The sequence below is a fragment of the Methylobacterium isbiliense genome, from assembly GCF_022179325.1.
Classification (GTDB): Bacteria; Pseudomonadota; Alphaproteobacteria; order Rhizobiales; family Beijerinckiaceae; genus Methylobacterium; species Methylobacterium isbiliense.
The window spans coordinates 136,665-163,067 of the sequence record NZ_BPQQ01000004.1 but is presented as its reverse complement, the minus strand read 5'-3'; the positions used below and the strand labels follow the sequence as shown (position 1 = coordinate 163,067).

At 74.8% G+C, this 26,403-nt stretch carries 26 protein-coding genes; 10 read left to right on the top strand and 16 right to left on the bottom strand.

Features of this window, described 5'->3' with window-relative positions; genetic code table 11:
- Positions 1-2: 2 nt before the first annotated feature.
- From MFF61_RS02490 to MFF61_RS02480, 3 genes are read right to left on the bottom strand one after another with little or no spacing between them, the layout of a single operon-like run.
- A complete protein-coding gene (locus MFF61_RS02490; RefSeq protein WP_238233530.1) occupies positions 3-1,277 on the bottom strand; it encodes an HlyD family secretion protein in 1,275 nt (424 codons plus the stop codon).
- Positions 1,278-1,297: 20 nt separating this feature from the next.
- Entirely contained in the window at positions 1,298-2,254 is a 957-nt protein-coding gene (locus MFF61_RS02485; RefSeq protein ID WP_238233529.1) for an LpxL/LpxP family acyltransferase, read from the bottom strand.
- Positions 2,255-2,299: 45 nt separating this feature from the next.
- Positions 2,300-2,443 carry a hypothetical protein gene (locus tag MFF61_RS02480; RefSeq protein ID WP_238233528.1) on the bottom strand — a complete coding sequence of 48 codons (144 nt, stop codon included), beginning with the start codon at positions 2,441-2,443 and terminating at the stop codon, positions 2,300-2,302.
- 423 nt (positions 2,444-2,866) lie between these two features.
- Between MFF61_RS02480 and MFF61_RS02475 the strand changes: the two genes are divergently transcribed.
- Positions 2,867-3,625, top strand: coding sequence for an RlmE family RNA methyltransferase (locus tag MFF61_RS02475; protein WP_238233527.1), 759 nt, complete (start codon positions 2,867-2,869; stop codon positions 3,623-3,625).
- Positions 3,591-3,926: a hypothetical protein gene (locus tag MFF61_RS02470; protein WP_238233526.1), complete on the top strand. Its 336-nt coding sequence runs from the start codon at positions 3,591-3,593 to the stop codon at positions 3,924-3,926. Before MFF61_RS02475 ends, MFF61_RS02470 begins: the two co-directional genes overlap by 35 nt.
- 8 nt (positions 3,927-3,934) lie before the next feature.
- On the opposite strand, the gene MFF61_RS02465 is transcribed toward MFF61_RS02470, so the two are convergent.
- Positions 3,935-4,222 (bottom strand): hypothetical protein, encoded by a 288-nt coding sequence (locus MFF61_RS02465; RefSeq protein WP_238233525.1) that lies wholly within the window; start codon positions 4,220-4,222, stop codon positions 3,935-3,937.
- A 171-nt stretch (positions 4,223-4,393) separates the two neighbouring features.
- On the opposite strand from MFF61_RS02465, the gene MFF61_RS02460 reads away from it, so the two are divergent.
- Entirely contained in the window at positions 4,394-4,537 is a 144-nt protein-coding gene (locus MFF61_RS02460) for a hypothetical protein (RefSeq protein ID WP_238233524.1), read from the top strand.
- Here the strand turns inward: MFF61_RS02460 and MFF61_RS02455 are convergent.
- The 6 genes from MFF61_RS02455 to MFF61_RS02430 all read right to left on the bottom strand — a co-directional run bounded on the left by MFF61_RS02455 (position 4,515) and on the right by MFF61_RS02430 (position 11,876).
- Complete coding sequence (locus tag MFF61_RS02455) at positions 4,515-4,847, bottom strand: hypothetical protein (protein ID WP_238233523.1); 333 nt, start codon at positions 4,845-4,847, stop codon at positions 4,515-4,517. The two genes, MFF61_RS02460 and MFF61_RS02455, sit on opposite strands and share 23 nt — an antisense overlap.
- Positions 4,848-4,855: 8 nt before the next feature.
- Positions 4,856-5,047, bottom strand: coding sequence for a hypothetical protein (locus tag MFF61_RS02450; protein WP_238233522.1), 192 nt, complete (start codon positions 5,045-5,047; stop codon positions 4,856-4,858).
- A gap of 128 nt (positions 5,048-5,175) precedes the next feature.
- Positions 5,176-6,870, bottom strand: a complete 1,695-nt coding sequence (locus MFF61_RS02445; RefSeq protein ID WP_238233521.1) for a dihydroxy-acid dehydratase — start codon at positions 6,868-6,870, stop codon at positions 5,176-5,178.
- A gap of 221 nt (positions 6,871-7,091) precedes the next feature.
- The gene (locus tag MFF61_RS02440) at positions 7,092-8,735 is read right to left on the bottom strand and encodes a heme biosynthesis HemY N-terminal domain-containing protein (protein WP_238233520.1); all 1,644 of its coding nucleotides are present in this window, start codon (positions 8,733-8,735) and stop codon (positions 7,092-7,094) included.
- Between the two features lie 196 nt (positions 8,736-8,931).
- Positions 8,932-11,043 (bottom strand): hypothetical protein, encoded by a 2,112-nt coding sequence (locus MFF61_RS02435; protein ID WP_238233519.1) that lies wholly within the window; start codon positions 11,041-11,043, stop codon positions 8,932-8,934.
- A gap of 53 nt (positions 11,044-11,096) precedes the next feature.
- Complete coding sequence (locus MFF61_RS02430; RefSeq protein ID WP_238233558.1) at positions 11,097-11,876, bottom strand: uroporphyrinogen-III synthase; 780 nt, start codon at positions 11,874-11,876, stop codon at positions 11,097-11,099.
- Positions 11,877-12,050: 174 nt separating this feature from the next.
- On the opposite strand from MFF61_RS02430, the gene tsaD reads away from it, so the two are divergent.
- The 5 genes from tsaD to MFF61_RS02405 all read left to right on the top strand — a co-directional run bounded on the left by tsaD (position 12,051) and on the right by MFF61_RS02405 (position 16,405).
- Positions 12,051-13,097: a tRNA (adenosine(37)-N6)-threonylcarbamoyltransferase complex transferase subunit TsaD gene (tsaD, locus tag MFF61_RS02425; RefSeq protein ID WP_238233518.1), complete on the top strand. Its 1,047-nt coding sequence runs from the start codon at positions 12,051-12,053 to the stop codon at positions 13,095-13,097.
- Positions 13,094-13,975, top strand: coding sequence for a GNAT family N-acetyltransferase (locus MFF61_RS02420; RefSeq protein WP_238233517.1), 882 nt, complete (start codon positions 13,094-13,096; stop codon positions 13,973-13,975). Before tsaD ends, MFF61_RS02420 begins: the two co-directional genes overlap by 4 nt.
- Positions 13,972-15,042: an NAD(P)H-dependent glycerol-3-phosphate dehydrogenase gene (locus MFF61_RS02415; protein WP_238233516.1), complete on the top strand. Its 1,071-nt coding sequence runs from the start codon at positions 13,972-13,974 to the stop codon at positions 15,040-15,042. The genes MFF61_RS02420 and MFF61_RS02415 overlap by 4 nt, the downstream gene beginning before the upstream one ends.
- A 165-nt stretch (positions 15,043-15,207) precedes the next feature.
- On the top strand, positions 15,208-15,669 hold the full coding sequence (locus MFF61_RS02410; protein WP_238233515.1) for a MarR family winged helix-turn-helix transcriptional regulator: 462 nt from the start codon (positions 15,208-15,210) through the stop codon (positions 15,667-15,669).
- A 223-nt stretch (positions 15,670-15,892) separates the two neighbouring features.
- A complete protein-coding gene (locus MFF61_RS02405; protein ID WP_238233514.1) occupies positions 15,893-16,405 on the top strand; it encodes an NUDIX hydrolase in 513 nt (170 codons plus the stop codon).
- 46 nt (positions 16,406-16,451) lie between these two features.
- Here the strand turns inward: MFF61_RS02405 and rlmN are convergent, their stop codons facing one another.
- The 3 genes from rlmN to MFF61_RS02390 form a co-directional block, all read right to left on the bottom strand.
- Complete coding sequence (rlmN, locus tag MFF61_RS02400; RefSeq protein ID WP_238233513.1) at positions 16,452-17,753, bottom strand: dual-specificity RNA methyltransferase RlmN; 1,302 nt, start codon at positions 17,751-17,753, stop codon at positions 16,452-16,454.
- Between the two features lie 79 nt (positions 17,754-17,832).
- On the bottom strand, positions 17,833-19,521 hold the full coding sequence (locus MFF61_RS02395; RefSeq protein ID WP_238233512.1) for a methyl-accepting chemotaxis protein: 1,689 nt from the start codon (positions 19,519-19,521) through the stop codon (positions 17,833-17,835).
- A gap of 232 nt (positions 19,522-19,753) precedes the next feature.
- Complete coding sequence (locus tag MFF61_RS02390; RefSeq protein ID WP_238233511.1) at positions 19,754-20,371, bottom strand: invasion associated locus B family protein; 618 nt, start codon at positions 20,369-20,371, stop codon at positions 19,754-19,756.
- 197 nt (positions 20,372-20,568) lie between these two features.
- Here MFF61_RS02390 and MFF61_RS02385 point away from each other — a divergent pair, with 197 nt between their 5' ends.
- Positions 20,569-21,603 (top strand): phosphotransferase, encoded by a 1,035-nt coding sequence (locus tag MFF61_RS02385; protein ID WP_238233510.1) that lies wholly within the window; start codon positions 20,569-20,571, stop codon positions 21,601-21,603.
- A gap of 35 nt (positions 21,604-21,638) precedes the next feature.
- Here MFF61_RS02385 and MFF61_RS02380 read toward each other — a convergent pair whose 3' ends face one another.
- The 3 genes from MFF61_RS02380 to MFF61_RS02370 form a co-directional block, all read right to left on the bottom strand.
- Positions 21,639-21,833: a hypothetical protein gene (locus tag MFF61_RS02380; RefSeq protein ID WP_238233509.1), complete on the bottom strand. Its 195-nt coding sequence runs from the start codon at positions 21,831-21,833 to the stop codon at positions 21,639-21,641.
- Positions 21,834-21,950: 117 nt separating this feature from the next.
- Positions 21,951-23,153, bottom strand: coding sequence for an MFS transporter (locus tag MFF61_RS02375; protein ID WP_238233508.1), 1,203 nt, complete (start codon positions 23,151-23,153; stop codon positions 21,951-21,953).
- Positions 23,154-23,375: 222 nt separating this feature from the next.
- On the bottom strand, positions 23,376-25,385 hold the full coding sequence (locus MFF61_RS02370) for an OmpA family protein (RefSeq protein WP_238233507.1): 2,010 nt from the start codon (positions 25,383-25,385) through the stop codon (positions 23,376-23,378).
- Positions 25,386-25,519: 134 nt separating this feature from the next.
- On the opposite strand from MFF61_RS02370, the gene MFF61_RS02365 reads away from it, so the two are divergent.
- Positions 25,520-26,368, top strand: coding sequence for a DeoR/GlpR family DNA-binding transcription regulator (locus tag MFF61_RS02365; protein ID WP_238233506.1), 849 nt, complete (start codon positions 25,520-25,522; stop codon positions 26,366-26,368).
- The last annotated feature ends 35 nt before the right edge of the window (positions 26,369-26,403 follow it).

Genomic DNA, 26,403 nt, shown 5'->3' with positions numbered 1-26,403 from the left:
CGTCATCCTCTGCCGCGCATGGCCCGGATCGGATCGAGCATCCAGTCGATCAGGCGCCGCTTCTCGACCACGATGTCGGCCGAGAGCGTCGAGCCGATCCGGATCGGCTCGTCGACCCCGTAGGCGCGGATGGTGCGCGCGGTGGGCCTCACCTCGACCCGGTAGACGGATTGCCGCGGGGCCGCGCCCGCCTCGCCCGCGCCCTCGTCGGGGGCTCCCAGCATCGGGTTGCGCAGGGGCGTGGCCGAGATCACCGTGATGGTGCCGTGCGCGATGCCGAAGGTCTTGAACGGGAAGGCGTCGTACTTCAGCACGACCTCCTGCCCGACCTTGGCAAGGCCGATCGCCCGCGCCGGCACCTCCAGCACCACCACCGGATCGGCCCGGGTGTCGCCGAGGATCGCGACCACCTGGTCGGCGCTCACCGAGGCCCCGGGCTCGACGTAGAGCCCCGCGACCTGGCCGTCGACGGGCGCCACCACGTCGATGCGCGACTGGGCGCCCAGCGAGGTGATCTGCGCCTCGACGGCGCTGAGTTCGGCCTCGGTGGTGGCGAGCTGGGCGGCCTTCTCGGTATCGCCGGTGCGCTGGGCGCGCAGCCGCTCGGCCGTGCCCTGCTTCAGCTCGGCGCGCCGCGCCCGCAGCTCGGCGATCTGGCGCGCGTAGTCGAGGGCGATGCGGCGCTGGTTGTTGAGGGTCTCGCGGGTCGCGTAGCCCTGCTTCAGGTAGGCCTCGATGCGCGCCGTCATCTCCTCCTGCTGCCGCAATCCCTCCTTGAGCGTCCGCTCCTGCTCGTCGAGGGCCTTGACGACCGCCGCGACGTTGCGCTCGGTCTCGCCGCGGTCGCCGCGGGTCGAGTCGAGGTAGGCGGTGAGCCGCGCCTGCTCGCCCTTCAGCGTCCGGCGCCGCTCCTGCAGGCTGCGCAGGGAGGCGCCGACGGTGGAGACGCCGCCGGTGGTCTGCTCGCGCAGCTGGATCTGCATCAGCCGCTGGCCGCGGAGGACCGTGTCGCCCTGCTTGACCCCGATCTCGCGCACGATGCCGGCGGCCTGCGCGTCGAGGCGGGTCAGGCCCGAGGCGGCCGAGACGTAGCCGCGCACCGCTTCCGACCGGGCGAACCGGCCGAGGAACAGGGCGGCGATGATGACGACGATCAGCCCGCCGAAGAACCATCCCAGCCAGACGCTGCCCCGGTCCTGCTGGAGATGGATCGCGCCGCCGATGCGGCGCCTGGGAAAGGCCGCCTCTGCGGGCGGAGGAGCCGCGGGTTCGCTCATCGGGCGTGGGGTCTCGCCGCTTACGCCGCGATGTCGCGCGGCGTCCCTTCTCCTGCCGAAGGGTCATCCGGGATCTTGGCCGCTTCGGGTAAATATTCGCCGAGCGTGGACCACAGGTGCCATTGCTCGGGCCGGGCGGTGAGCGCCGCGCGGATGTGCCGGGCCATGATCCGCGCCGCCTCGGCCCGCTCCTCGGGGGCGCTGCCGCGCACCTCGAACGGCTGCCCGATCCGGATCAGGTCGCCGTCGCGCTCGATGGTGGTCGCGCAGGGCACGACCAGCGCGCCGGTGAGGCGGGCCAGGGTATCGGTGCCGAACGCGAAGCTGAACGGGCGCCCGAACATCGGCATCGGCACGGGCGCACCGTAGGCGGGCGGCAGGTCGCAGAACACCACGACGACCGCGCCCTTCTGGGCGAACCGGACGGCCGACAGGAAGTCGGCGCGCGCGCCGACGTTCAGGAAGCGGACCTCTGCGCCGAGCTCGCGCAGGCGCTCGATGACCTGCGTCTCCATGGCCATGTCGTCCCGCTGGCGCAGGACCAGCATCGGCCGGCCCGGGAAGAACCGCACCATCAGGCTGGCGAGGCCGAGCACGTAGCTGCCCATGTGCAGGGGCGCCAGGATCACCGGGCGTCCGGTCGAGGCGGCGCGCCGGAGCACCTCCGGCTGGTCAACGCGGACGAGGTCGAGGTCGCGCAGGATCGCGGGCAGGCTGCGCGTGCGGAGGGCGCACCATTCGATCTCCGCCACGCGGTCGTGGTGGAGGGCCGCACGGTCGAGGCGGACCGCCTCCCGGCGCGGCAGCCGCAGGATGACCTGAAACATCTCGGCGAGGCCGAGCCCGTCGGTCCGGCCCGTGAGCCTGACGCAGAGGCTGCGGGCCGCGAGCGCGATCCCCAGCGCCCGCCGGCGCCACCGCAGCGGCAGTCTCGCCAGGAGACCGTAGAGCAGAGGGAGATGCGGGGCGGTGTCCATCGTTCAGAACCTTCGGGATGGCACCGCCCCGCGGTCAGTGCGGCCTCAGCACTTCTTCGACTTGGTGACGGTGTAGCTCTGCTGCGGCGGGCAGGCCGGGGGCGGCGGGGGGCAGGCCGGCGGCGGCGGCGGGCACCAGCAGCAGCCGCCCGCGACGGCACCGAGGGTCTTGGCGTCGAGCTTCTTCATGATGCTTTCCTGTGTGATCGCAAGGGCTTGTGTGTCCCTTGCAGGATCTGGATGCCGGAATCGGAGCAGGCTGTCGAGATCATGCGATCGTGCATTTCCAATGGTTAATCGGAGGCAAATCGGAAAACGCAAGATCTCCAATGGATTACTTTGCGTAAGGATCGAGTACGTAGGTATTCGGAGGTGTGTGTCGTGCGCCCGCCGATCGCGCGACGGCCCGGTCCGGCCGGTCCGTGCGGCAGGGCCGCGGTCGCTCCCCGGGCCGTCTCCTGCGTGGCCCGTCCTCTGCGGTGTCCCGGCACCGAACCGGAGTCGCGCCGCGGCGGCGCCCCGGCCTTGCGGGGCCGCGATCGTCTCCTTTCCCCTTGCGGCGCCCGCCTCCCGGCGTCATCTGCTCAGGGAGGCGGCGGGAGTGGTGTCGGGATGAGCGATCGGCGCGGAGGCCCCCGGGGCGACCTGAAGCAGCGGGTGCGCACGGCGCGCGGGCGCACGGTCTCCTCGAAGCGCTGGCTGGAGCGCCAGCTCAACGACCCCTACGTGGCCCGCGCCAAGCGCGAGGGCTACCGCTCGCGCGCCGCCTACAAGCTCCTGGAGATCGACGAGCGCTTCCACCTGCTCAGGCCCGGCCAGCGGGTGGTCGATCTCGGGGCGGCCCCGGGCGGCTGGTCGCAGGTCGCCGCCGCGAAGGTCGGCAGCCATCCGGGCGCCGCCGGGCCGCGGGGCCGGGTGGTCGGCATCGACCTCCTGGAGATCGAGCCGATGCCGGGCGTCGACTTCATCACCCTCGACTTCCTCGATCCGAGCGCGCCCGCCCGCCTCGTCGACCTGCTCGGGGGGCCGGCCGACCTCGTGATGTCCGACATGGCCGCCAACGCCACCGGCCACAGGAAGACCGACCACCTGCGCATCATGGGTCTCGCCGAGACCGCTGCCGCCTTCGCCCGCGAGGTGCTGGCGCCGGAGGGGGCCTATCTCGCCAAGGTGCTGCAGGGCGGCACCGAAGGCGCGCTGCTCGCCGACCTCAAGCGCGACTTCGCGGTGGTCCGCCACGTCAAGCCGGCCGCGAGCCGGGCGGATTCGAGCGAACTCTACGTGCTCGCCACCGGCTATCGCGGCGAGGCGGGCGGGCCGCAGGACGGGGAGCCGGATGAGGACGAGACGGCCTCGGATTGGCGGCCCTGAGCGCCTGACGCCCACGCAGGCCCGGGCGCTCGCCCGCGCGCTCCTCCTGGCGGAGGGCTACACGCCGGTCGCCGAAGGCGCCCGCAGCGGCAGCCTGTACCTGCGCGCACCGGGGGCCGCGCAGCAGATCCGCATCGCCGACCACGCCCGCACGCCCCGGCGGCGCCAGCAATACCCGCAGGTGGTCGCGAGCCTGATCCTCGCCTCACCCCTGTCGGAGGCGATGGTGCGCGAGCGCGTGGCCGGGGCGCTGCGCGTCGTGGCGGCGGCGCAGGCCGCGCCCGCGGCGGAGGCGCCCTGAGGCGGTCCTCACGCGGCGATTGCGAGCAGGACGGGCGCGAGGGGCGAGACCAGGACGGACCCGATCCGGGATCCGGCGTCGGCGGCAAGGGCCCGCGTCGCCCGGCGCAGGACCGCGAGGGTGGCGGGCGGCAGAGCCTCGGCCTCGGCCCGCGCCGCGAGGGTGCGCATCACCCGCAGGGCCAGCCGCTGCGAGGAGGTGGGACGGGGATGCACGTGCTCGACCAGGAGGGCGATCACCTGCTCGAACATCCGGCAGCGCCTGACCAGCTCCCCGGCTTCAAGGTTGTCGTTCACGCAGCCTCACCGAGCGATCCGGGCCATTGTCGGCATGGGGACTGGTATCGGGCGGATCAAAGCCCGGCCCATCCGCGGCGATTACGCAGGCCGGGGGCGGGACGCAATGCACCGCGCAATCCTGCCGCAACGGCCGAGGTCTACACGGCGCCGCAGCCGACGGAGGTTCCCATGCGCGCCCTGATCGAGGATCTCGCCTTCATCGCCAAGCTCGTGCTGATCGCCGGCTGCGGCATCTGGCTCACGGCGGCGCGGGCCGACGAGGCCGCGCCCCGGCCGGCGCCCGCCCTCGTCACTCCCGCATCAGCGCGGTGAGGGCCGCCAGGGCCTTGGCGCAATCGCCGGGCGGCACTTGCGCGCCCAGCCGCAGCGCATCGTTGAACTCGGGCAGGAAGCGGTCCTGCCACAGGGTCTGGCCCACCCGCGCGCGCATGCGCTCGGAGAGCAGGCGCAGGGCGGCCTGCGTGGTCGCCTCGTCCGCCCCGCAGGCGGCGGCCTCGCCGACGATGCGCCCCTGCCGCTCGCCCTCGATGTGAGGCAGGACGAGTGCCCGCTCCTGGGCCGCGGCCGGCCCGGCGGCGAAGGCCGCCAGCAGGGCGAGCCCGAGGGCCAGCGCCCCCCGCACGGCCCCGCTCACGGCCGCGGCCGGACCTTGAGGTAGCCCTTCAGCCGCAGGTACTCCGCCAGGATCGTGCAGATCGCGGCCCCCCGGCTCAGCTGCTCCACCGCCGCGAACTCGGTGAGCGCCGCCGCCACCTCGTCGGGGATGTGGAACGCCTCCTCCTGCGTGGTGGCCTCCGGCTCGGGCGGGTCGGGTTCGGTCATCGCGCATCTCCACTCCTGCCGAACACGCCCCGGCCGGGCTTCGTTCCCCGGGCGGAAGCGGCGCCCGGCGCTTGCGCCCAGGATCTTGGTCCTGCACCCTTTTCAGGCCCGGCGGAGGACGGCGCGGGTCAGTGCCCTTCGGCGGTGAGGAAGTCGAAGTCGCAGCCCTCCGGCGCCTGCAGCACGGTGCGCCGGTAGAGGGCCTTGTAGCCGCGGGCCAGGGCGGGCGGCGGCACGACCTCGGCCAGGCGGCGGCGGATCTCGTCCTCCTCCACCAGGAGGTCGATGCGCTTCTCCTTCACCGAGAGGCGGATGCGGTCGCCGTCGCGCACCGCCGCGAGCGGGCCGCCGATGGCCGATTCGGGCGCGACGTGCAGCACGATCGACCCGAAGGCGGTGCCGGACATACGCCCGTCCGAGATGCGCACCATGTCCTTCACCCCGGCCTGCGCCAGCTTCCTGGGGATCGGCAGGTAGCCGGCCTCCGGCATGCCGGCGGCGTGGGGCCCGATGTTCTGGAGCACCAGCACGTCGTCCGGCCGCACGTCGAGGTCGGGATCGTCGATTCGGCGGGCGAGGTCGTCGAGGCCGGTGAACACCACCGCCCGCCCCTCGCTCTCGAACAGCGCCGGCGTCGCCGCCGCCCGCTTGAAGATCGCCCCGTCCGGCGCGAGCGAGCCCGAGAGCGCCACGAGCCCGCCGACCGCCGAGACCGGGTCGCCGAAGGGCCGGATCACGCTCCGGTCGACCCAGTCGAGCGGCTCGTCCAGCCGCTCGGCCAGCGTGCGGCCCTCGACGTCGATCGTATCGAGGTGGAGGAGCGGCTTCAGTTCGCGCAGCAGCGCCCCCATGCCGCCCGCCGCGTGGAAATCCTCCATGTAGCCCTCACCGACCGGCTTCAGGTCGACGAGGACCGGCGTCTCGTCCGAGATCGCGTTGAGGCGCTGGTTGGTGATGCGGATGCCGCGCCGTCCCGCGATGGCGGCGAGGTGCACCACCGCGTTGGTCGAGCCGCCGAGCGCCATCAGGACGCGCAGCGCGTTCTCAACCGATCGTTCGGTGACGATCCGGTCGGGCGTGATCGGATTCGCGATCAGGCCGACGGCGGCCCGCCCGCTCGCCTCCGCGGCGACGAGCCGGTCGGCGTGCACGGCGGGGATCGCCGCGGTGCCCGGCAGCGACATCCCCAGCGCCTCGGCGAGGCAGGCCATGGTCGAGGCCGTGCCCATCACCGCGCAGGTCCCCTGCGTGACCGAGAGGCGGCCCTCGACGGTGGCGATCTCGTCGGCGTCGACCGTGCCGGCCCGGTACTTGGCCCAGAAGCTGCGGCAGTCGGTGCAGGCGCCGAGCCGCTGGCCGCGGTGGCGCCCGGTAGACATCGGCCCGGTGACGAGCTGCACCGCCGGGCGGTTGGCCGAGACCGCCCCCATGAGCTGGGCCGGCACGGTCTTGTCGCAGCCGCCGATCAGCACCACGGCGTCCATCGGCTGGGCGCCGATCATCTCCTCGGTGTCGATCGCCATCAGGTTGCGGTAGACCATGCTGGTCGGGTTGAGGAAGACCTCGCCCAGCGACACGGTCGGGAAGGGCCGCGGCAGCGCGCCCGCCGCCAGGACCCCGCGCGAGACCGCCTCGACCAGTTCGGGCACGCCCCGGTGGCAGTTGTTGAAGCCGGACGGCGTCATGGCGATGCCGACCACCGGCTTGTCGAGGAGCCCCGGCGAGATCCCCATCGAGCGCGCGAAGGAGCGGCGCAGGAAGCGCGCGAAATCCCGGTCGCCGTAATTGGTCAGGCCGTTGTCGAGGCCGTGGGGCTTGGGCACGGGCGTGTCTCCCTCCGGTTGGTCGTTGCGGCCGGTGCTTACGCCGAATGCGGACCTGCGCCTATCCGCCCGGCATGGGCGGGCCGACGCGGGCCGGCCAACCCACGTGCCGGCGTCCCGTCTCCCGGGCGGACGAAGGACACCGGAACCGGCGACCCCGCCCGGGATCGCGGATCCCGCGCGGGGCCGGGACGGAGTGGCGGGACGAGGGATCCCGCGCGTCAGACCACCCGGCGCGGGCGCTCGGTGAAGGTCGCGTCGTCCTCGGCAGGCTTGGGCTGCGGCAGGACCACCGGCGTCGCGGTCGCCGCGAAGGGCGGCGCGGAGGTGTCGAGGCCGTTGCCGTGGGGCCGCGGCGGCTTGGTCTCCGCCACCGGAGCGGGCTTGCCCTCGCCCGCTTGCGGCGGCTTCGTCTCGCCGGTCCGCGGCGGAGCGGGTTCGGGGGCCGGCATCCGGGTCTCGGCGGCCGGCACCGGCGCGGTGCGGGCCGGCTCCGGGGCGGCCAGCACCTCCCGCTGCTCCTCCGGCTCCTCCGGCTCCGGCTCCTCGGGCGCCTCGGCCTCCTCGGGGCCGCGGGTGATGAGGTCGGGCGGGGTCTGCCAGACGAAGGCGTCGAGGCGGCCGCTCACCGGCGAGATCGGCGCCCAGCGCTCGGAGACGATGCCGTCCGCGCACCACGCCGGATCGCGTGGGGCGCGGGCGGCGCGGGCGAGCCATTCACGGGCGCGTCCCGAGCCGCGGCCGTGCTCGGCCTCCTCGATCTCGGCCATCAGCAGGTAGGCGCGCCGGGTCGGGGATTCGGCGATGAGCGGGGCCAGCACGTCGCGGGCACGGCCGAACTCGCGGGATTCGAGGGCCGCCCGCGCGATGGCGAAGCGCGCCTCCGGGTGCCAGGACGAGAGGCGGGCCAGGGTCTCGGCCCGGGCGAGCCGGTCGCGGCTCGAATCGCCCGGGCGCAGGTCGAGATAGACGCGGGCGAGGTCGGGATGCGGGCCGGCCTTCCAGGCAGCCTCCACCACCCGGGCGGCCTTCTTCAGCTCGGCCCGGCGCGACAGCAGGCGCCCGGCCACCGCGGCCGCCGGCACGAGGTCGGGGGCGAGCTTCACGGCCTCCATGGCCTGGGCGAGGGCGCGCTCGGGATCGCCCGCCTCGCGCTCCTGCGCGCTGGCGGTGAGCAGCACCGCCCGCTGGCGGCGGGCCGCCGCCTTGTCGGCGATACCGAGGGAGGCGCGGCGCGACACGGTGTCGAGGGCGCCGCTCCAGTCGCGGTCGGCGCACTGGGCTTCAAGCACCGCCTCGTTCGCCCAGGACACGCTCGGGGCGAGGTGCGCGGCCTCCGCCGCGTAGGCCCGGGCCGTGGCCTCGTCGCCCTGGCGGCGCGCCTCCACGAACAGGCCGCGCAGGCCCAGCACCCGGGTCTCGGGATCGTCCGCCATGCGCCGGAAGGCGCGCTCGGCCCCGGCGCGGTCGCCCGAGATCTGCGCCGCCTGCGCGGTGAGGAGCAGCGCCAGCGGCTCGCGGCCCAGCAGGCGCTCGGCCTCGCCCGCGTGACGGCGCGCCGCCACGGGATCGCCGGAGCCCACCGCCACCATGCCGCGCGAGAGGGCCGAGTAGCCCCGCGCCCGCCGCCGCTCGCGGCTCGAGCGCGAGATCCGGCGCGGCAGGCCGATCAGGCCGCGGGCGAAGGCCCAGGCGAAGCCCAGCACCACCGCGAGGACCAGCACCCCGACGAGACCCGCCGCGAGGCTGGTCGCCACCTCGTAGCCGCCCCAGGTGACGGTCACGACGCCGGGATGGTCGGCGAGCCAGACCGCCGCGTAGGCGGCGACGGCCAGAAGGGCCAGGAAGGCGAGAGCGCGCCACATCGGTTGTTCAACTCCTCGAATCCGCGCGCGGGCCTGCGCGGCGGGGGCAGCGATGCCCCCGGAGATCAGTCATCGGTCGGGCGGCCGGGCGGGCCGCCGGGTGTGAGCCGGCGCGGCCGTCGCGGGAAGACCCGCGCCGGACCGCGCCGGAAACGACGGACCGGTCGCCCGGCCGCGAGGGGCCGGGCCGCCGGCCTCAGCGGGCCGCGCCGGTGAGCGACGCGAAGGCGGCGGCGAGCCGGGCGCGGGCGGCCTCGCCGGCCGCGACCCGGGCCTTGAGCGTGTCGCCGAACGCCGCGGCCTCCTTGCGGGCGGCCTCCGGCAGGGTGTCGAACGCGGCCGCGGCCTCGGGCAGCGCGCCGCGGTCGAGGGCGGCCTGCACCTTCGCCACGGCCGCTTCGGTGGCGTCGCCGGCCGGGGACGCGGGGGCGCCGGGCTCCGCGGGGGCATCCGTCCGCCGCACCGCCACGATCGAATTCGCCATGCTGGCGAGCCGGTCGGTGACGGTGCCGCGCTCGGCCACCTCGCGCTGGCGCGCGGCTCGGACGGCGGCGGTGATGCGGTTGCCGATCCCCTGGAATTCCTGCGCCAGCGCCTGGGCGGTCGGCGCGCCGCGGGCCGCGAACGGCTCCAGGGGGGCGAGCGCCGCCGCATCCCCCGGCCCGAGCTGCTTGAGCGCCGCGAGCGCGTCGGCGTAGGGCGCCCCGAAGGCAAGGGCGGCGGCGATGCGGTCGGCCGCCACCGCGCGCAGGCCGGCCTGCAGCGTGCCCGCCTCGGCGCGGCCGGCGATCTCGCGGGCGAGGTCGGCGAGGCGCTGCTCCTGCGCCTTGCCGCGGGCCTCGAAGGCCTGCTGCAGCGCGTCGAGCCGGCCGGCCAGGGCCTTGTCGGCGGCCTCGTCGGCGGCGGTGCGGCGGCCGAGATCCGCCTGCACGGCCTTGAGGCCGGAATCCAGGCCGTCGAGGCGGCTCCTCAGGTCGCCCGTGTCGGATCGGCCCTGCAGGCCCGCGAGGGACTGCGACAGGGCATCGACCTTCTGGCGCAGCTCCGGGTTGTCGATGCGGCCCTGGAGACCGGCGAGGCGCTGGTCGAGCGCCTCGAACCGGGCCTGGAGGTCGCCACCGGCGGGCGCTGCCGCGGGGGCCGGAGCGGCAGCGGGTGCGGGCGCGGCGCCCGTGGCGGGCGCGGCGCCCGTGGCGGGCGCGGCGCTCGCCTTCCTGAGCGCCTCGGCCGCTTGTTCGGAGGCTGTCCTGGCGGCGGCCTCCGCGGCGGCGACGCGCCGGTCGAGGGCCTGCACGCTGTCGCGGGGGGCGAGCGCGGCGAGCCGCTGGTCGAGCCCGGCGGCCGCCGGATCGCCGGACGTCTGCGGTCCGATCCCGTAGGCCGGGCCGTACACGGTGACGCCGTAGAGGAGCCCCGCCCCGACCACGCCGCCGAGGAGCGCCGCCGTCAGCACGGAGCCGAACCCGGCTCCCGAGCGGGCCGCCGGGGGCGGGGCTGCGGCCGGCCGGGGTTCCGGCTTGGCCGGCCCCGCGGCGGGCTTGGGCGGCTCGGTCCTGAGAGGGTCGGGCTTCACGGCCGCGCCGGCCGGGCTCGGCTTCGACAGGTCGGGTTTGGAGAGGTCGGGCTTCGAGAGGTCGGGTTTGGCGGCCTCCACCTTGGCCGGTCCCGGTGCCGCAGCCGTCGTGGCGGCGGCAGGACCGGTCTTCGGTACGCTGGAGGCGGTCGCCGGACCCGGCGTTCCTGCGGGCTTCGCCGGGCCGGTCGCTCCTGTGGGCGAGGCCCCCGTCGACGGCGGCACGGCCGAGGCCGGCCCGGCCGGCTTCGCGGCCATGCCGGTCGCGCCCGGCGCGGCGGACGGCCCGGTGGCGCCGGTCGGTCCGGTGGCGCCGGTCGGTCCGGTGGCGGGTTTCGCGGCCTCCCCGGGCTTCGTCACGTCCGCCGGCTTGGCGCTGTCTGCGGGCTTGGCGATGTCCGCGGGCTTGGCCTCGCCGGGTCTCGCGCCGGCGCCGGCCGCCGGGGCGGACGAGGCCCCGGTCGCCCCCGGTGCGCCGGCCGCAGCCGGGGAGGCGCCGGGTCCGGTGGCGCCGGCCGGCTTCCCGGCTCCGGGCGCGGGACCGCCGGGCTTCGGCGCCTCCCCGGGTTTGGGCCCCTCCTTGCCGGGCTGCGCGGCCGGGCCGGCGCCCTGCGGCCTGGGCGGCGTGTCGCTCACGCGGTTCGCCTTGAGGTCGATGATCGGACCGCTCGCCGGGTCGATGCGTCCGCCGGGCCGGTTGCGGGAATCCTGCTTGTCCTTGTCGGATGGGGTCACGGCCGAAGATCCTCACGACTGCGCCGGGTGCGGGCAGGCCCGCCGGCTGCCTCTCACCCCGCGTTGCCGCGGCCCGGCGGCGGCTCTGCGCCCGCCGGGACCGCGAAATGGTCTGCCGTCCTTAGCACCGCTTCCGGTCCCGGCGCGAGGCCGGCCAGCATGGCCTCTTCGGTCGGCTGCGCCGCGACGAAATGGGACACGATGCCGGCCGCGACCAGTGGGGCGGCCACGTCGGGCGACAGGCAGAGATGCGCGAGGCGGGCGAAGTCGCCCTCGCGTCCGGCGGCGCGCGCAAGGCCGAGGGCCGTCGCGGCGCTGCGCCGGGAGTAATGGAGCGCGGCGTCGAGCCGCCCCTGCGCCAGCGCCGCCGCGGCCTCGTCGGGCAGGCGCGCCAGCGGCGTCGCCGCATAGGCCGTCCAGAGCGTGACGGCAAAGCCCGCGGCCGCGAGCGTCGCGGCGGGCTCCGGCTTGCGCTCGCGTCCGGCCGCATGGAGGAGGCGGGCGCCCGGCGGCAGCGCCCCGGCGACGAGGCCGGCGAGCGCCGCGGCGTCGCCGTCCGCGTCGCGCACGGCCGAAAAACCCGCCGCCCGCGCGGCCGCGGCGGTCCGGCCCCCGACGCAATAGGCGGGCAGGCCCGAGAAGCCGGCCGCCGCGGCAGACGGCACGGCATTCGCGCTCGTCAGGATCAGCGCGTCGAACGGCCCCTCGGGCGGCGGCGCGTGGCTCGGCGCGAGGTCGAGGACCGGGGCGAGGAGCGGGAGGTGGCCGAGCCGGCGCAGGCGCGCGGCCGTGCGGGCGCCGGCCGGCAGCGGGCGGGCGACCCAGACCCGCAGGGCCGCCGGGATCGCGCCCGGCCCCGCTCCGAGGCGGCCCGTCAAGTCGCACGCCACGCCGCTCACCTCGCCTCCCATCTTTGCGGGGCGGGCGCCCCGGGTTATCTCACCCCACCATACCGGCCCCGGCGCCGCGCGCCATCCCTCCGGCGTCCGCCGCCCGCGAGAACAGCCATGATCGTCCTCGGCATCGAGACCACCTGCGACGAGACCGCGGCCGCCGTCGTCGCCACGGGCGAGGACGGGCGCGGCGTCATCCGCGCCCACGAGGTGCTGAGCCAGATCGCCGAGCACGCGGCCTATGGCGGGGTGGTGCCGGAGATCGCCGCGCGCGCCCACGTGGAGGTGCTCGACCGGCTGATCGCCCGCGCCCTGCACGAGGCGGACCTCACCCTCGCCGACCTCGACGGCATCGCGGTCGCGGCGGGGCCGGGCCTGATCGGCGGGGTGCTGGTCGGCCTCGTCACTGCCAAGACGCTCGCCCTCGTCGCGCGCAAGCCGCTGCTCGCGGTCAACCACCTGGAGGCGCACGCGCTCACCGCGCGGATGACCGACGGCGTCGCCTTCCCGTACCTGCTGCTGCTGGCCTCCGGCGGGCACACGCAGCTCGTCGCCGTGAAGGGCGTGGGCGAGTACCTGCGGCTCGGCACCACCATCGACGACGCCATCGGCGAGGCCTTCGACAAGGTGGCCAAGCTCCTCGGCCTGCCCTACCCGGGCGGCCCCGAGGTGGAGCGCGCCGCCGAGAGCGGCGACCCGGAGCGCTTCTCCCTGCCCCGCCCGCTGCTGGGCCGGCCGGAGCCGAACTTCTCGCTCTCCGGCCTCAAGACCGCGCTGCGGATCGAGGCGGAGCGCATCGCGCCCCTGACGGGCCAGGACGTCGCCGACCTCTGCGCCAGCTTCCAGGCCGCGGTGGTGGACGTGGTGGTGGACCGGGTGCGGGTGGCGCTGCGGACCTTCGGCACCGTCGCTGGCCATCCGACCGCGCTCGTGGCGGCCGGGGGCGTGGCGGCCAACGGCACGCTGCGCCGGGCGCTGGCGCAGCTCGCGGGCGAGGCGGGCCTGCCCCTCGTCGCTCCTCCCCTGCCGCTCTGCGGCGACAACGGCGCGATGATCGCCTGGGCGGGCATCGAGCGGCTGCGGCTCGGCCTCGTCGACGACCTCATGGCGCCGGCCCGCCCGCGCTGGCCCTTCGCCGACGCGCTGCCCGCCGCCGAATGAGGAGCGCCCGCCGCACGGAGGCCGCGCCGGACCACGCCGAGGTCCAGCGCCGCTGGCGCGCCCTGGTGGACGAGCGCCTGCCGGCGGCGGCGCGGCCGGACTGGCCGGTGCGCCTCAACCATTGCTTCGCGCGCATCCTCCTCGACAATGCCTGCGGCGGGCCGTGGCGGGCGAGCGTCGCCCCGCCGGCCTGGGCGAACATGCCGCCCGCGCGTCTGGCCGAGGCCCTGGCGCTCGGCGAGGCGGTGCTCGCGGGCCGGGCCGATCTCGCGGAGCTGAACCGGCGCTCGCTCGCGTGGCGGGGCCATCCGCGCGGGATTCCCGCGCCCCGCGCCCTGCGCGAGGGCGACCTCCTGCTGCGGCGCAGGCGGCACGAGGACGACGCGCCCTTCGCGGCCCTCAACGCCGATCCGGAGGTGATGCGGTTCTTTCCCGCCGTGAAGAGCCGGCGCGAGAGCGTGGCCGAGGCGCGCGCCCTCGACGGGCGCTTCGCGCAGGACGGCTTCGGGCCCTGGGCGCTGGAGGCGTCGGGCGCCTTCGTCGGGTTCGTGGGCTGCTGGCGCCCGCTGCGGCCGCTGCCGGTCGCGGGCGATGCGGGGCTGGTGGAGATCGGCTGGCGGCTCGCCCGCGGCGCCTGGGGTCGGGGGCTGGCCACGCGGGGAGCGCGGCTCGCGCTCGCGGACGCGTTCGGGCGCTGCCGGCTCCCCGAGGTGGTGGCCTACACGGCCGTGCTCAACACGCCCTCGCGCCGCGTGATGGAGCGGCTCGGCATGGTGCAGGCCGGGGACTTCGCGCATCCCGCGCTGCCCGAAGGCCATCCCTTGCGGCCGCACGTGCTCTACCGGCTGCGCGCGGCGGATCTCGGGGGCGGCGCATGAGCGGGACCGGACCGGTCGCGGTGGTAGGCGGGGGCGCCTGGGGCACGGCCCTCGCCAACGCGGCGGCCGTGGCCGCGCCCGGCGAGGTGCTGCTCTGGCTGCGCGATGCCGCCGCCGCGCAGGCCATGGCGCAGAGCCGCGAGAACGCCCGCTACCTGCCCGGCGTGCCGCTTCACCCCGGGGTGCGGCCGAGCGCGGACGCGGCGGCGCTGCGCCGGGCCGGCACCGTGCTCGTGGTGACGCCGGCCCAGACCCTGCGCGGCGTCCTCGCGGCCCTGAGTCCCTTCCTGGGGCCGGACACGCCGCTCGTCCTGTGCGCCAAGGGCATCGAGCAGGGCAGCGACGCCTTCCTGACCGATGTCGCCGCGGCGGTGCGGCCCGGGTCGCCGCTCGCGGTCCTGTCCGGCCCGAGCTTCGCGGCGGACGTCGCCCGCGGCCTGCCCACCGCCGTGACGCTCGCGGCGGCGGACGGCGCCCTGGCGGCCCGCCTCGCGGCGGCGCTCTCGGGGCCGAGCCTGCGGGTCTACCACGGCACGGATCCGCGCGGGGTCGAGATCGGGGGCGCGGCCAAGAACGTGCTGGCCATCGCCTGCGGCGCGGTCATCGGGCGCGGCCTCGGCGAGAGCGCCAGGGCCGCGCTGGTCGCCCGCAGCTTCGCCGAACTGATGCGCTTCGCCCGCGCCTACGGCGGCCGCCCCGAGACCCTGATGGGCCTCTCGGGCCTCGGCGACCTCGTGCTCACGGCCGCCTCCCCGCAATCGCGCAACTTCGCCTTCGGCGAGCGGCTCGGGCGCGGCGCCTCCCCGGAAGAGGCGGCGGGCGGCAAGCTCGCCGAGGGCGCGCTCACGGCCTGCGCCCTCGTGGCGCTGGCGCGCCGGCGGGGGGTCGAGATGCCGGTGGCCGAGGCGGTGGCGGGCATCGTCGCGGGGGAGATCGGTCTCGACGAGGCCATCGCCGCGCTGCTGAGCCGGCCGCTGCGGGCCGAGCACGAGCCGGACGCGGGCACCGTCGCCGCGCCACCGCACCCGGCCGACCCGGCCGCCGCGAAGGACGTTGGGGCAGGCTGATTTATGTTACTGCTCCCCGTGCCCGTCTCACGGGAAGATGTCCCCTAGATTGCGCGGGACGCGGTTCTGGCCTGTGGCATTCCGTGGTATGCGTCTTGGTTGTCATCAGGGGTGTCGGGGCACGGGAAGCACCCGACCTGCGAGCGCGAACAGTATGGTGTGCACATGACCTCTCTCGAGCCCGTCCGGGCGGGCGCGGACGCGCTCCGCCTCGACAACCAACTCTGCTACGCGCTGTACGCCGCCTCGCACCGGATGACGAAGTGCTACCGGCCCCTGCTGGAGCGCCTCGGCCTCACCTATCCGCAATATCTCGTCCTGATCGTGCTGTGGGAGCACGACGGGCTGACAGTCTCGGAGATCGGCCGGCGGCTGCGCCTCGATTCGGGGACGCTGACGCCGGTCCTCAAGCGCCTCGAAGGCGCCGGCTTCGTACGCCGCACCCGCCGCCAGGAGGACGAGCGCGAGGTCGAGATCAGCCTCACGCCCGAGGGCAAGGCCCTGCAGGAGGAGGCCGTCGAGGTCCGCCGCGAGGTGGTGCGCCAGCTCAAGATGTCGGAAGCCGAGATCGCCGATCTGCGCACCCGCCTCGACGACCTGATCGTCACCCTCGGCGGCGAGGCCTGAGGGGAACCCTCCTCCATGCCGGCGGTAGTTTGCCGGGTAAATATTTTGTCTTGAGGAGGTGCCCTGCCTCCGCATAAGGAAGTGGCCCGGCCGACGCACGGGCCTTCCCCGCAGAGGCGTTCCGTCCGATTGCCGATAGCCGCGTGACCATCTTCCCGCCCCATGGCGGCTTCGGGCCGCGAGATCCCGGCCGGCCTGCTGCTGCGGCGCGAGGCGGCGCGGCATGAAGAGCCTGCGGAACCTCGCCAGCGCGATCGCCGGCTGGTCGGAGGGCGCGGATCTGCCGCGCCGGCAGGTGGGCGTGCTGCCGCTGCGCACGGGGCCCGACGGCGCGCTCCAGATCATGCTCATCACCTCGCGCGAGACCCGGCGCTGGGTGATCCCCAAGGGCTGGCCCATGAAGGGCCTCAAGGACCACGAGGCGGCCGCCCGGGAAGCGTACGAGGAAGCCGGCCTGATCGGGCGCGTCAGCAAGCGCGCGGAGGGCAGCTATTTCTACCACAAGCGCCTCAAGAGCCGCGACGCGGTGCTGTGCCAAGTGCAGGTCTTCCGCCTCGACGTGCGCCGGCAGCTCAAGGACTGGCCGGAGCGGGCCGAGCGCGAGGGGCACTGGTTCTCGGTCCAGGAGGCGGCCGATGCCGTCACCGAGGCCGGCCTCGCCGCCCTGATCCGGGCCATCGGCGGCCGCAGCGACAAGGACAAGCGCGCCAAAGGCCAATCCGGCGCAAAGCGCTGATTCGGCGCAAAGCGCTGTCCGGCGCAAAGCGCTGTCCGGCGCCGCCTCAATCGTCCGCCGCAGCGGCGTACACCCCTTCGGCCCCGATGCCGTCCTCCAGCATCAGCCGGGCGCGGGCGCGCAGCTTCTCGGTCTCGCTCTTGAGCTGGCCGCAGGCCGCCAGGATGTCGCGCCCGCGCGGGGTGCGGACCGGCGAAGCGTAGCCGGCATTGAACACGATCTCGGAGAAGCGCTCGATCCGCTCCCAGTCCGAGCACTCGTAGCGCGAACCGGGCCAGGGATTGAACGGGATCAGGTTGATCTTGGCCGGAATGCCCTTGAGCAGGCGCACGAGTTCCCGCGCCTCCGCATCCGAATCGTTCACTCCCTTGAGCATCACGTACTCGAAGGTGATGCGCCGGGCGTTCGACACGCCCGGATAGTTGCGGCAGGCGTCGAGCAGGGTGCGGATCGGATACTTGCGGTTGAGCGGCACCAGCTCGTCGCGCAGGTCGTCGCGTACGGCATGCAGCGAGATCGCCAGCATCGCATTGGCGTCGATGCCGAGCCGCTCGAAGTGCGGCACCACGCCCGAGGTCGAGACCGTGATGCGGCGGCGCGACAGGCCGAGGCCCTCGTGGTCGCTCATCACCCCGATGGCGTCGATGACGTTGTCGACGTTGTAGAGCGGCTCGCCCATGCCCATGAACACGATGTTCGAGACGAAGCGCGAGCCGTCCACCGGCACGAAGGTGCCCTTGGGCGGGGTCTGGCCGGGCCAGTCGCCGAGCCGGTCGCGGGCGACGACGAGCTGCGCGGTGATCTCCTGGGCCGAGAGGTTGCGCACGAGGCGCTGCGTACCGGTGTGGCAGAACGAGCAGGTCAGCGTGCAGCCGACCTGGCTCGACACGCACAGCGTACCCCGGTCGTTGGCCGGGATGTAGACGCACTCGATCTCGGCGCCGCGGTTGTGGTCGTGCCGCCCGGTGGGCGGCATCCGCAGCAGCCACTTGCGGGTGCCGTCGCGCGAGACCTGCTCGCTCACCACCTCGGGGCGGTCGAGGGTGTAGGCTTCGGCGAGCTGGGCCTTGAGGCCCTTGCCGACATTGGTCATCGCCTCGAAGGAGGCCGCGCCTCGCACGTTGATCCAGTGCCAGAGCTGGCCGGAGCGCATGCGCTGCTCGCGCTCGGGCACGCCGATGGCGGCGAGCCGCTCCGTCAAGGCGAAGCGGGTGAGGCCGACCAGGGAAGTCCTGCCCGTGGCGGCCATCGCCTCCGGGCGCACCTCCGGCGCCTTCTCAATCGCATCGAGGGAGGAGGGATCGGCGCGGCGCTCGCGCCGCGCGGTGTCGAACGACGCGCTCGCCATGGGAAACCTTCGGATGGGCAGGTTTCCGAGCATATAGGGACTTTGCGGCCGAAACGCGAATGCCGCTCCGTCCCGCCCCTCATGCGGCCCGGACGGTGGCGAGGAAGCGCGCCACCTCGCGTCCGAGATGCTCCGAGCGGTCCGACAGGGCCGAGGCGGAGGAGAGCATCTGCGAGGCCGCCGCCCCCGTCCCGTCCGCCGCCAGCGCCACGCCGGTGATGGTGTCGGTCACCGCACTCGTGCCGGCCGCCGCCTGGCCGACGTTGCGCACGATCTCCTGCGTCGCCGCGCCCTGCTGCTCCACCGCCGCCGCGATCGTGGTCGCGACAGTGCTGATCTCCTGGATCCGGGCCGTGATGCGCGCGATCGCCGAGACGGCCTCGCTCGTGGCGCCCTGGATCTGACCGATCTGCTGGCCGATCTCGTCGGTGGCCTTGGCGGTCTGGCCGGCCAGATTTTTCACCTCGGCGGCAACCACAGCGAAGCCGCGGCCGGCCTCGCCGGCCCGCGCCGCCTCGATGGTGGCGTTGAGCGCCAGCAGGTTCGTCTGGCCGGCGATCGAGGCGATCAGACCCACCACGTCGCCGATCCGGGCGGCGGCCTGGCTGAGGTCCCGCACGAAATGCGCCGTGTCGTCCGCCTCGCCGACCGCGGTTTGCGCGAGGCTGGCCGAACTCGTGACCTGCCGGCCGATCTCGCCCACCGAGGCGCTGAGCTCCTCGGCGGCGGCCGCGACCATGTTGACGTTGACCGCGGCCTCCTCGGCGGCCGAGGCCACGCTGGTGGAGCGGCCCGCCGTCTCGGCAGCGGTGGCGGACAGGCTCCGGGCGGTGTCCTGCAGGTCGGCCGCCGCGGACGAGACCGTGCGGATGATCCCGCCGACCTCACGCTCGAAGGTGTCGGCGAGGTCGCGCGTCGCGCGCCGGCGCTGCTCCTCGGCCCCCGCACGGGCGAACGCCGTCTCCTCCTCCAGGGCACGGGTGCGCATCAGGTTGTCCTTGAACACCTGCACGGTGCGCGCCATCGCGCCGACCTCCTCGCGGCGGTCGCGGAACGGCACCGCGGCCGTCGCATCGCCCTCCGCGAGCCGCTGCATCAGGCCGGTCATGACACGGATCGGCCGGGACACGGCGCGGTCCAGCAGCAGGATGCCGAGGAGCGCGGCCGCCAGCATGGCGGCGACCCCGACGGCCAGCGCCGTGTAGGCCCGCCGCATCGCCTCGCCGGCGGCGCTGCCGCGCGTCTCCATGAGGCCGCGCTCGGCCTCGACGGCCTCCGAGGCCGTTTCCCGCAGCGCATCCATCCACCGCTTGCCGGCCCCCGAGGCTTCCATCTGCCGCGCCTCGCCGCGCGTGGCCTCGTCGTCCATGAGCGCGATCTCGCGCGCGGCCAACTGCTCGCGCCACTTGCGGGCCAAGGCGTCGATCTCGTCGAGGCGCTCGCCCTGCGCGGGATCCTCGGCCACGAGAGCCCGGGCGGCGGCGAGTGCCGTCGCGTAGTGCTTCGTGCCGTCATGGTAGAGTTTGAGGAACCGCGCATCCGCCGAGAGCAGGTAGCCGCGCAGGCTGGCCTCCTGGCCCACCACCGCCGCCGTGAGCGCCTCGATCTGGGACAGGACCTTGTAGGTGTGGTCGCGCTGCTGGTTCGCCTCGTCGACGGCCCTGAGCGTGACGAGGCTGACGGCCGAGCACGCCAGTGCCGCGCCGACCACTAGCGCGAAGGCGAGGAGGAGCTTTGCCTTGAGACGGAGGTCGGTGAGGCGACGCATCGTGATCGAATCCGGCGGGTCAGGAGAAGCGGGCACGGCGGACGGCCTCGCCCCCTGCACGTCTTCAAGCCGGACGCTGTCTTGATACGATGAAGTTTGAGTTAAACGGAGCGGCCGCTCCCTTGGAGCAGACACCGTCGTCGGACGACCAGTAGAACGGCACCGAGGCATTGCCGGAACTGGTCGAGCCGCCGCGCCGGACTGCGCCCTCGCGCGGCCGGCGCGGGGCGGCCTACTTGCACTCCTCGCGGGTGCGCTTCATGGCATCGCCGAACCCGTCGAGGCTGTACTCGTCCGTCGAGGCGTTGCCGCGCTGGGAGAGGGCCTTCACGACCACCTTCTTGCCCCGGCTCATCTCGGCGACGGCCTTGCCCTCGTCGGCGGGGTTCTGCAGCCACGCGTTCGTGCCCTTCACCACCAGCCCGTAGCGGGCGCGGTCGATGGCGAACGACGGGTCGTTCGCCGCGCTCGCGGGGGCCGGCACGGCGCCGTTCGCCGCCGCGGTCTCGGTGCCGCCCGGCGCGCCTGCCTGGCCGGCGCCGGGCTTGAGGGGGAAGCCCATCATCAGGGCGATCTCGTTCGAGGCCCGTTCGCCCTTGCGCACGGTCACGAACAGGAAGGCGTCGGTGTCCTTGAGGCTCTTGAGGAACCGCTCCCGCGGCTTGGTGATGGCGTAGCAGATGCGCGCCTTGCCCTCCCCCGCCACGTAGACGTTCCAGACCCCGTAGGTCTCGACGAGGCTTGCCTGCAGGCTCGGCGGCGCCGCGGGCTCGGCCTTGGGCTTCCCTCTGGCGAGCGCCGGACCGGCGAGGAGCGACAGGGCGAGGACGGAGAGGAGGGCGCGGCTCATGCGGGCATCCTAGAGCATCGGCCGAAGGCTTAAAAACGGCAACGGACGGCGGATTTCCCGCCGAGGGGATCATCCGAAGCTTGCGCGGGGCAGGCTGCGGCCGGTTCCGCATCGAATTGCTGCGCTGCACGAATGACCGGGCGGGTCGCTTGCGGCATGGTCCCGCCGCCCCGGCGCGAAACCAACGACGGTTCCCCATGACAGCCTTGCCCGAGACCATCCCCGTGCGCGAGGCGCACCGCTTCCCCACGCAGGCTCTGGACGCCTTCCTGGCCGGGCAGGGGCTGGGCGGGCTGCGCGAGCTGCGCCAGATGCGGGGCGGCCAGTCGAACCCGACCTTCCTGGTGGCGGCGGAGGCGGGCGAGTACGTGCTGCGCAAGCAGCCGCCCGGCAAGCTGCTGCCCTCGGCCCATGCGGTGGACCGCGAGTTCCGGGTGCTCCAGGCGCTCGGGCGCACCGACGTGCCGGTGCCGCGGGCGATCGCCTTCTGCGCCGACCCGGCGGTGATCGGCACGCCGTTCTACCTGATGGAGCGGCTGCACGGCCGGGTGTTCTGGGACCCCGCCCTGCCGGACCTGCCCCGCGAGGAGCGGGCGCCGATCTATCTCGCGATGAACGAGGCGCTGGCGCGGCTCCACCTCGTCGATCCGGCGGCGGTCGGCCTCTCGGATTTCGGCCGGGCCGGCAACTACTTCCGGCGCCAGATCGAGCGCTGGTCGGGCCAGTGGGCCGCCTCGAAGACCCGCGAGAACGAGGCCATCGACCGGCTCGCCGCATGGCTGCCGGCCCATATCCCGGAGGACGACGAGACCCGCCTCTGCCACGGCGACTTCCGCCTCGACAACATGATCTTCCACCCAACCGAAGCCCGGGTGATCGGCATCATCGACTGGGAACTCGCGACGCTCGGGCATCCGCTCGCCGACCTCGGCTACAACTGCATCGCCTACAACACCGACCCGTCCGTCTATCGCGGCCTGCGCGGCCGCGACCTCGACGCCCTCGGCCTCCCGAGCCAGGAGGAGTACGTGCGCCGCTACTGCGCGCGCACCGGCCGGCCGGACGGCATCACGCCCTTCCACCTCGCCTTCGCGCTCTTCCGCCTCGCGGTGATCCTGGAGGGCGTGCTCGCCCGCTCCAAGGCGGGCAACGCGTCGAGCGACGAGGCGGCCGAGAAGGGCGCGCTCGGCATCGCGCTGGCCGAGCGGGGCTGGGAGCTGGCCCGCGGGTAGGACCCGCGGGGGCAAAGCCCCCGCGAGGCCCCGGATCAGGCGGCGCTGGCCTCCCGGCTCAGGCGCCGCCGCAGCCGGTTCATGCCGTAGATGGTGGCGAGCCGCAGGCGGGCGGTCCGGACCGGGGCCGCCCCGCGCTCCGCCTGCACCGCCGCGATGATCCGCAGCGCCTCCGCCACGGAGCGCTCCAGATCGACGTCGACCGATCGGGCCGAAAGGCTCTTCTGCATCGGATCACACCCCCCTGTTGCTTGAGGCGCGAACCAAACAGGCGATTTCGGCGGCCGAGGGGCCGGACCGTGGCGGCCCCGGCGGTTTTCCGGGCGGTGTTGCGGCAGGGTGACGGCCTATCCCTCGGGCTCGGGCGGCGTCGGCAGCACCGCGAGCCGCACGGCCGCCGCGAGCGCCGCGAGGTAGAGCGCGCCCACGAAGGCCGCGACGCCGGTCCAGCCCGCATGGGCGAAGAACCAGCCCCCCGCGGTGCCGAGCACCGAGGAGCCGAGATAGTAGAGGAAGAGGTAGATCGAGGAGGCCTGCGCCCGGTCGGCCAGCGCCCGCCGCCCGACCCAGCTGCTCGCCACCGAGTGGGCGCCGAAGAAGCCCACCGTCGCCACCACGATGCCGGCGATGACGAGAAGCAGGCTCTCGGCGGTGGTGAGCGCGATGCCGCCGAGCGCCGTCACGATCGCGACCCACAGCACCCGCCGCTGCCCGAACACGCCGGCGAGGTGCCCGATGCTGGTCGAGGCGGCGGTGCCGGCGAGGTAGATCGTGAAGATTGCCGCGATGGCGGTCTGGCTCAGGGAATAGGGCGGCTCCAGCAGGCGGAAGCCGATGTAGTTGTAGAGCGTGACGAAGCCGCCCATCAGCAGGAAGGCCTCGGCGAACAGCCAGGGCAGGCCTGCATCGCGGAAATGGTGCAGGAAGGTGCCGGGCACGCTGCGCCAGGGCAGGGGATGGGGCGTGAAGCGCGCGGAGGCCGGCAGGCTGCGCAAGAAGGCGACGGCGGCGGCGAGCGCCAGCAGCCCGATCACCGCCATCGCGACCCGCCAGCCGTACAGGTCGGTGAGCGCCCCGCTGAGGAGCCGCCCGGCCATGCCGCCGAGCGAGTTGCCGCTGATCAGGAGCCCCATGGCGAGCGCGATGGCGCGCCCGTGCATCTCCTCGCTCAGATAGGCCATCGCCACGGCCGGCACGCCGCTCATCGCGAGGCCCGCCAGCGCCCGCACCACCAGGAAGCCCTCCCAGGTCGGCATCAGCGCGGCCACCAGGGTGAGGAGGGCGGAGGCGAAGAGTGACACCACCATCACGGGCTTGCGCCCCCAGACCTCGGAGAGCGGGCTGACCACCAGCAGCGCCACGGCGAGGAGCCCGGTCGAGAGCGAGAGCGAGAGGCTGCTCTGCGCCGGGCTCACCCCGAACTCCTCGGCGAAGACCGGCAGCAGCGGCTGCACCGCGTAGAGCACCGCGAAGGTCGAGAAGCCCGCCGCCGCCAGCGCCAGGGCCGTGCGCCGGAAGGCCGGCGTGCCGACCTCGATGCTCTCCCGCATGGACCACCCTCCCCGCCGCCGAGGGTCCGGCGTGACGCAGGCGTGGCGGTGGGTCAACCGGTCCGGCCGGGAGGCGCCCTGCGCGGGGCGCAGGGCTGCAGGATCCGGCGCACGGCCTCCCACGCCCGTTTCGACGGAGGCAGGGGCCCCGCGTCGTCCGTGTGGGCCTCCGTTGGGACGGAGCCGGGCGCCCGGGCGGGTAACCGCGTCGCGCGGCGGGGCTCAGCGCCGCTCCGCCTCCTGCTGGATCAGCGGGGTGATGCGCCGCACGGTGACGCGGCGGTTCTCGCGGGAGGGCTCCTGCGTGCTCACCTTCAGGGACTGCTCGCCGTAGCCCTGCGTGGTCAGGTTCTCGGGCGGCACCCGGAAGTCGCGGGTGAGCACCGCGGCCACCTCCTGCGCCCGGCGGTCCGAGAGCGACAGGTTGTCGACGTCGGAGCCCACGGCGTCGGTGTGGCCCTCGATCAGAAAGACCTCCTGCGGGTTGCGCTGGACCGCCTTGGCGATGGCCTCGGCGATGACCGAGAGGCGCTTCGCCTGGTCGGAGGAGATCAGCCAGGAGCCGGTGTCGAACGTGATGGTGTCGAGATCGACGCTGCGCATGCGCGCGCGCAGGGTCGGGCTGTAGCGCACCTCGTCGAGGGTGTAGCGGCGCTCCACGGGCGCCACCGGCGGGGCGGTCAGCGCCTCGTAGATCAGGCCCTCGTCGGCGCGGTCGGCCTCCACCACGTAGCGCTCGCGGGGGATGCGGATGTCGGGCGGCGGCAGCACCACGACGTCGCGGGAATAGCCGCGCGGGCGGCCCTCGTAGGTGTTGTCGATCAGCACGACCTCGCGCCCGTCGCGGGCGCGGCGGCTGCGGCGCAGCAGGCGGCCGTCCTCGTCCACCACGGTGACGATCTGGACGCCGCCGGGCCGGTCGATGATCGTGACCGTATCGGCCCCCCGCCGCTCGATGCGGGCGCTGCGGTCGAGCTCGCGGAACCGCTCCGTCTCGTCGTGGCGGATGTAGGTGCGGTCGCCCTCGCGCACGATCACCCGGCCGGGCTCGCGGATGTAGAGCCGGCCGCCCTCGTTGTATTCACGGCGGGCGCGGCGCACGTCCTCGTAGCTGCGCACATCCGCATCGCCCCGGCGGTAGCCGCCCGGGATGTAGTCGGGCTCGTCGCGGCGGTAGCCGCCGGGCACGACGTCGCGGCGGTCGTCGCGGCGATCGAGATCCCGGCGATCCGAACCCTGCCGGTCGAGGTCCCGGCGATCGAGATCGCGCCGATCCAGATCGCGGCCGTCCGAACCCCGGCGATCCGGGTCACGGTCGCGCCGATCCAGCTCCCTCCGCTCGCCGTCGCGGCGATCCAGATCGCGCGGGTCGCGGTCCTGCGGGCCTATCGGCGCACCGGGCTGCACGCGGTCCGGCGCCGGACCGGAGCGCCCGCTCGGGGTCGCGCCGGGCGGAGCGGCCGGGCGGCCGGGCTCGGTCTGGGCCGGGGGCACGGGCGGCGTCGGCCGGTCGGGGGCGGGACGCGCGGGCTCGGCCGGCGCCGCGGGCTGGCGTGGCGCCTCGGGCGCACGCTGCGCCGGTGCGTCGGGGCCGCGGCGCTCGTCGCGGGTCCGCTCCTCACGGGAGCCCAGACCGTCGCGGTCGCGCGCGCCGTCGCGCGGCGGAGTCGGTCGCTCGGGCTGACGCGGGGCGGCGGGCTCCTGGCGGGGGGCGGGACGCTCGTCGCGCTCGGGCCGCTCGCCACGCTCCGGGCGCGGCGCGGGCCGCTCCCGCGGCTCCGGCCTCTCGCCGCGCTCGGCCGGGGCGGCGCGCTCCGGTGCGCGCTCGCGCGGCTCGGGCCGTTCGGCCGGACGGTCGCGGGGCTCGGGGCGAGGCGCGGCCCGCTCGGCCGGCGGCGCCGCCCGTTCGCGCGGCTCGGGACGCTCCCGTGGCTCCGGCCGCTCGCCCCGCTCGGGACCGCCCCGCTCGGGGGCGCGCTCGCGCGGCTCCGGCCGCTCGGCGCCGGGACCGCGCCCGCCGGGTCCCCCGCGCTCGGGGGCGCCCCGGTCGGGGCCGCCCCGCTCGGGGCCGCCACCGCGCTCCGGCGGCCCGCCGCGCTCGACACCGCCGGCCTGCGCGAGGTCGATGCGGCCCACGGCCGGCTCCGCGGCGGCATCTCCGCCGGGCAGAGGCTGAAGCAGCAGGGCAGGCAGGATCGTCCCGGTCAGGAGCAGGGCGCGGACGGGCCGCATCAGGTCACCTCGCGTCAGGTCAAAGGTCCTTCCGAACAGCGAACGGCCGGAATGGTTCCCCCGGCGGCGCGTTGCACCCCCCGGCGTTTCCCGGGAGAATGGCGGCCAAGACCGGCGGACGGGGGCGCCTTCTCGTGAGCGAACACATCAGCCCGCGCCAACAGGACATCCTGGCGCTCGCCCGTCAGCAGGGACGCGTCAGCGTCGAGGACCTGGCGGCCCGGTTCGAGGTGTCGCCCCAGACCATCCGCAAGGACCTCAACGAACTGTGCGACAGCCGCCTGCTGTCGCGGATCCACGGCGGTGCCGTGGTGTCGAGCGGGGTCGAGAACGTCGCCTACGAGGCGCGCCGCCTCGTCGCCCACGCGGAGAAGCGGGCGATCGGCCTCGCGGCCGCGCGGCTGATCCCGCACAGCGCCTCGCTGTTCATCAACATCGGCACCACCACCGAGGAGGTGGCCCGCGCGCTCGGCGACCACGAGGACCTCCTCGTCATCACCAACAACCTCAACGTCGCGACCCTGCTCTACCGGAACCCCCGGATGAACCTGATCCTGGCCGGCGGGCCGGTGCGGCGCACGGACGGCGCGGTGATCGGCTCGGCGGCGGTCGACTTCATCAACCAGTTCAAGGTCGACTACGCGGTGATCGGGGTCTCGGCGATCGACGAGGACGGCACGCTGCTCGACTTCGACTACCGCGAGGTGCGCGTCGCCCGTGCCATCATCGAGAATGCCCGGCGGGTGATCCTGGTGGCGGACAAGCTCAAGCTGGAGCGCTCGGCCCCGATCCGCGTCTGCCATCTCGGCGAACTCGACGCCTTCGTCACCGACGCCCTGCCCTCCGCCCCGCTGCGCGACCTGTGCACGGCGCACGGGGTCAGGCTGGTGGAGACGGATGCGGCGGCCGGCGCGGCCGGGATGCAGGAGGACGGATCTTCGCCCGCTCCGCGCGAGCCTCTCTCCCGGGCGGAAGAGGGGTAGGGGATCGACGATCCGCACGGGATCTCCTCGCCGGG

Excerpts from the sequence above, each read along its gene's own strand:
- MFF61_RS02490 (WP_238233530.1), bottom strand. The coding sequence starts at position 1,277 with ATGAGCGAACCCGCGGCTCCTCCGCCCGCAGAGGCGGCCTTTCCCAGG.
- MFF61_RS02485 (WP_238233529.1), bottom strand. The coding sequence starts at position 2,254 with ATGGACACCGCCCCGCATCTCCCTCTGCTCTACGGTCTCCTGGCGAGA.
- MFF61_RS02480 (WP_238233528.1), bottom strand. The coding sequence starts at position 2,443 with ATGAAGAAGCTCGACGCCAAGACCCTCGGTGCCGTCGCGGGCGGCTGC.
- MFF61_RS02475 (WP_238233527.1), top strand. The coding sequence starts at position 2,867 with ATGAGCGATCGGCGCGGAGGCCCCCGGGGCGACCTGAAGCAGCGGGTG.
- MFF61_RS02470 (WP_238233526.1), top strand. The coding sequence starts at position 3,591 with ATGAGGACGAGACGGCCTCGGATTGGCGGCCCTGAGCGCCTGACGCCC.
- MFF61_RS02460 (WP_238233524.1), top strand. The coding sequence starts at position 4,394 with ATGCGCGCCCTGATCGAGGATCTCGCCTTCATCGCCAAGCTCGTGCTG.
- MFF61_RS02450 (WP_238233522.1), bottom strand. The coding sequence starts at position 5,047 with ATGACCGAACCCGACCCGCCCGAGCCGGAGGCCACCACGCAGGAGGAG.
- MFF61_RS02440 (WP_238233520.1), bottom strand. The coding sequence starts at position 8,735 with ATGTGGCGCGCTCTCGCCTTCCTGGCCCTTCTGGCCGTCGCCGCCTAC.
- tsaD (WP_238233518.1), top strand. The coding sequence starts at position 12,051 with ATGATCGTCCTCGGCATCGAGACCACCTGCGACGAGACCGCGGCCGCC.
- MFF61_RS02420 (WP_238233517.1), top strand. The coding sequence starts at position 13,094 with ATGAGGAGCGCCCGCCGCACGGAGGCCGCGCCGGACCACGCCGAGGTC.
- MFF61_RS02415 (WP_238233516.1), top strand. The coding sequence starts at position 13,972 with ATGAGCGGGACCGGACCGGTCGCGGTGGTAGGCGGGGGCGCCTGGGGC.
- MFF61_RS02410 (WP_238233515.1), top strand. The coding sequence starts at position 15,208 with ATGACCTCTCTCGAGCCCGTCCGGGCGGGCGCGGACGCGCTCCGCCTC.
- MFF61_RS02405 (WP_238233514.1), top strand. The coding sequence starts at position 15,893 with ATGAAGAGCCTGCGGAACCTCGCCAGCGCGATCGCCGGCTGGTCGGAG.
- rlmN (WP_238233513.1), bottom strand. The coding sequence starts at position 17,753 with ATGGCGAGCGCGTCGTTCGACACCGCGCGGCGCGAGCGCCGCGCCGAT.
- MFF61_RS02395 (WP_238233512.1), bottom strand. The coding sequence starts at position 19,521 with ATGCGTCGCCTCACCGACCTCCGTCTCAAGGCAAAGCTCCTCCTCGCC.
- MFF61_RS02390 (WP_238233511.1), bottom strand. The coding sequence starts at position 20,371 with ATGAGCCGCGCCCTCCTCTCCGTCCTCGCCCTGTCGCTCCTCGCCGGT.
- MFF61_RS02385 (WP_238233510.1), top strand. The coding sequence starts at position 20,569 with ATGACAGCCTTGCCCGAGACCATCCCCGTGCGCGAGGCGCACCGCTTC.
- MFF61_RS02380 (WP_238233509.1), bottom strand. The coding sequence starts at position 21,833 with ATGCAGAAGAGCCTTTCGGCCCGATCGGTCGACGTCGATCTGGAGCGC.
- MFF61_RS02375 (WP_238233508.1), bottom strand. The coding sequence starts at position 23,153 with ATGCGGGAGAGCATCGAGGTCGGCACGCCGGCCTTCCGGCGCACGGCC.
- MFF61_RS02370 (WP_238233507.1), bottom strand. The coding sequence starts at position 25,385 with ATGCGGCCCGTCCGCGCCCTGCTCCTGACCGGGACGATCCTGCCTGCC.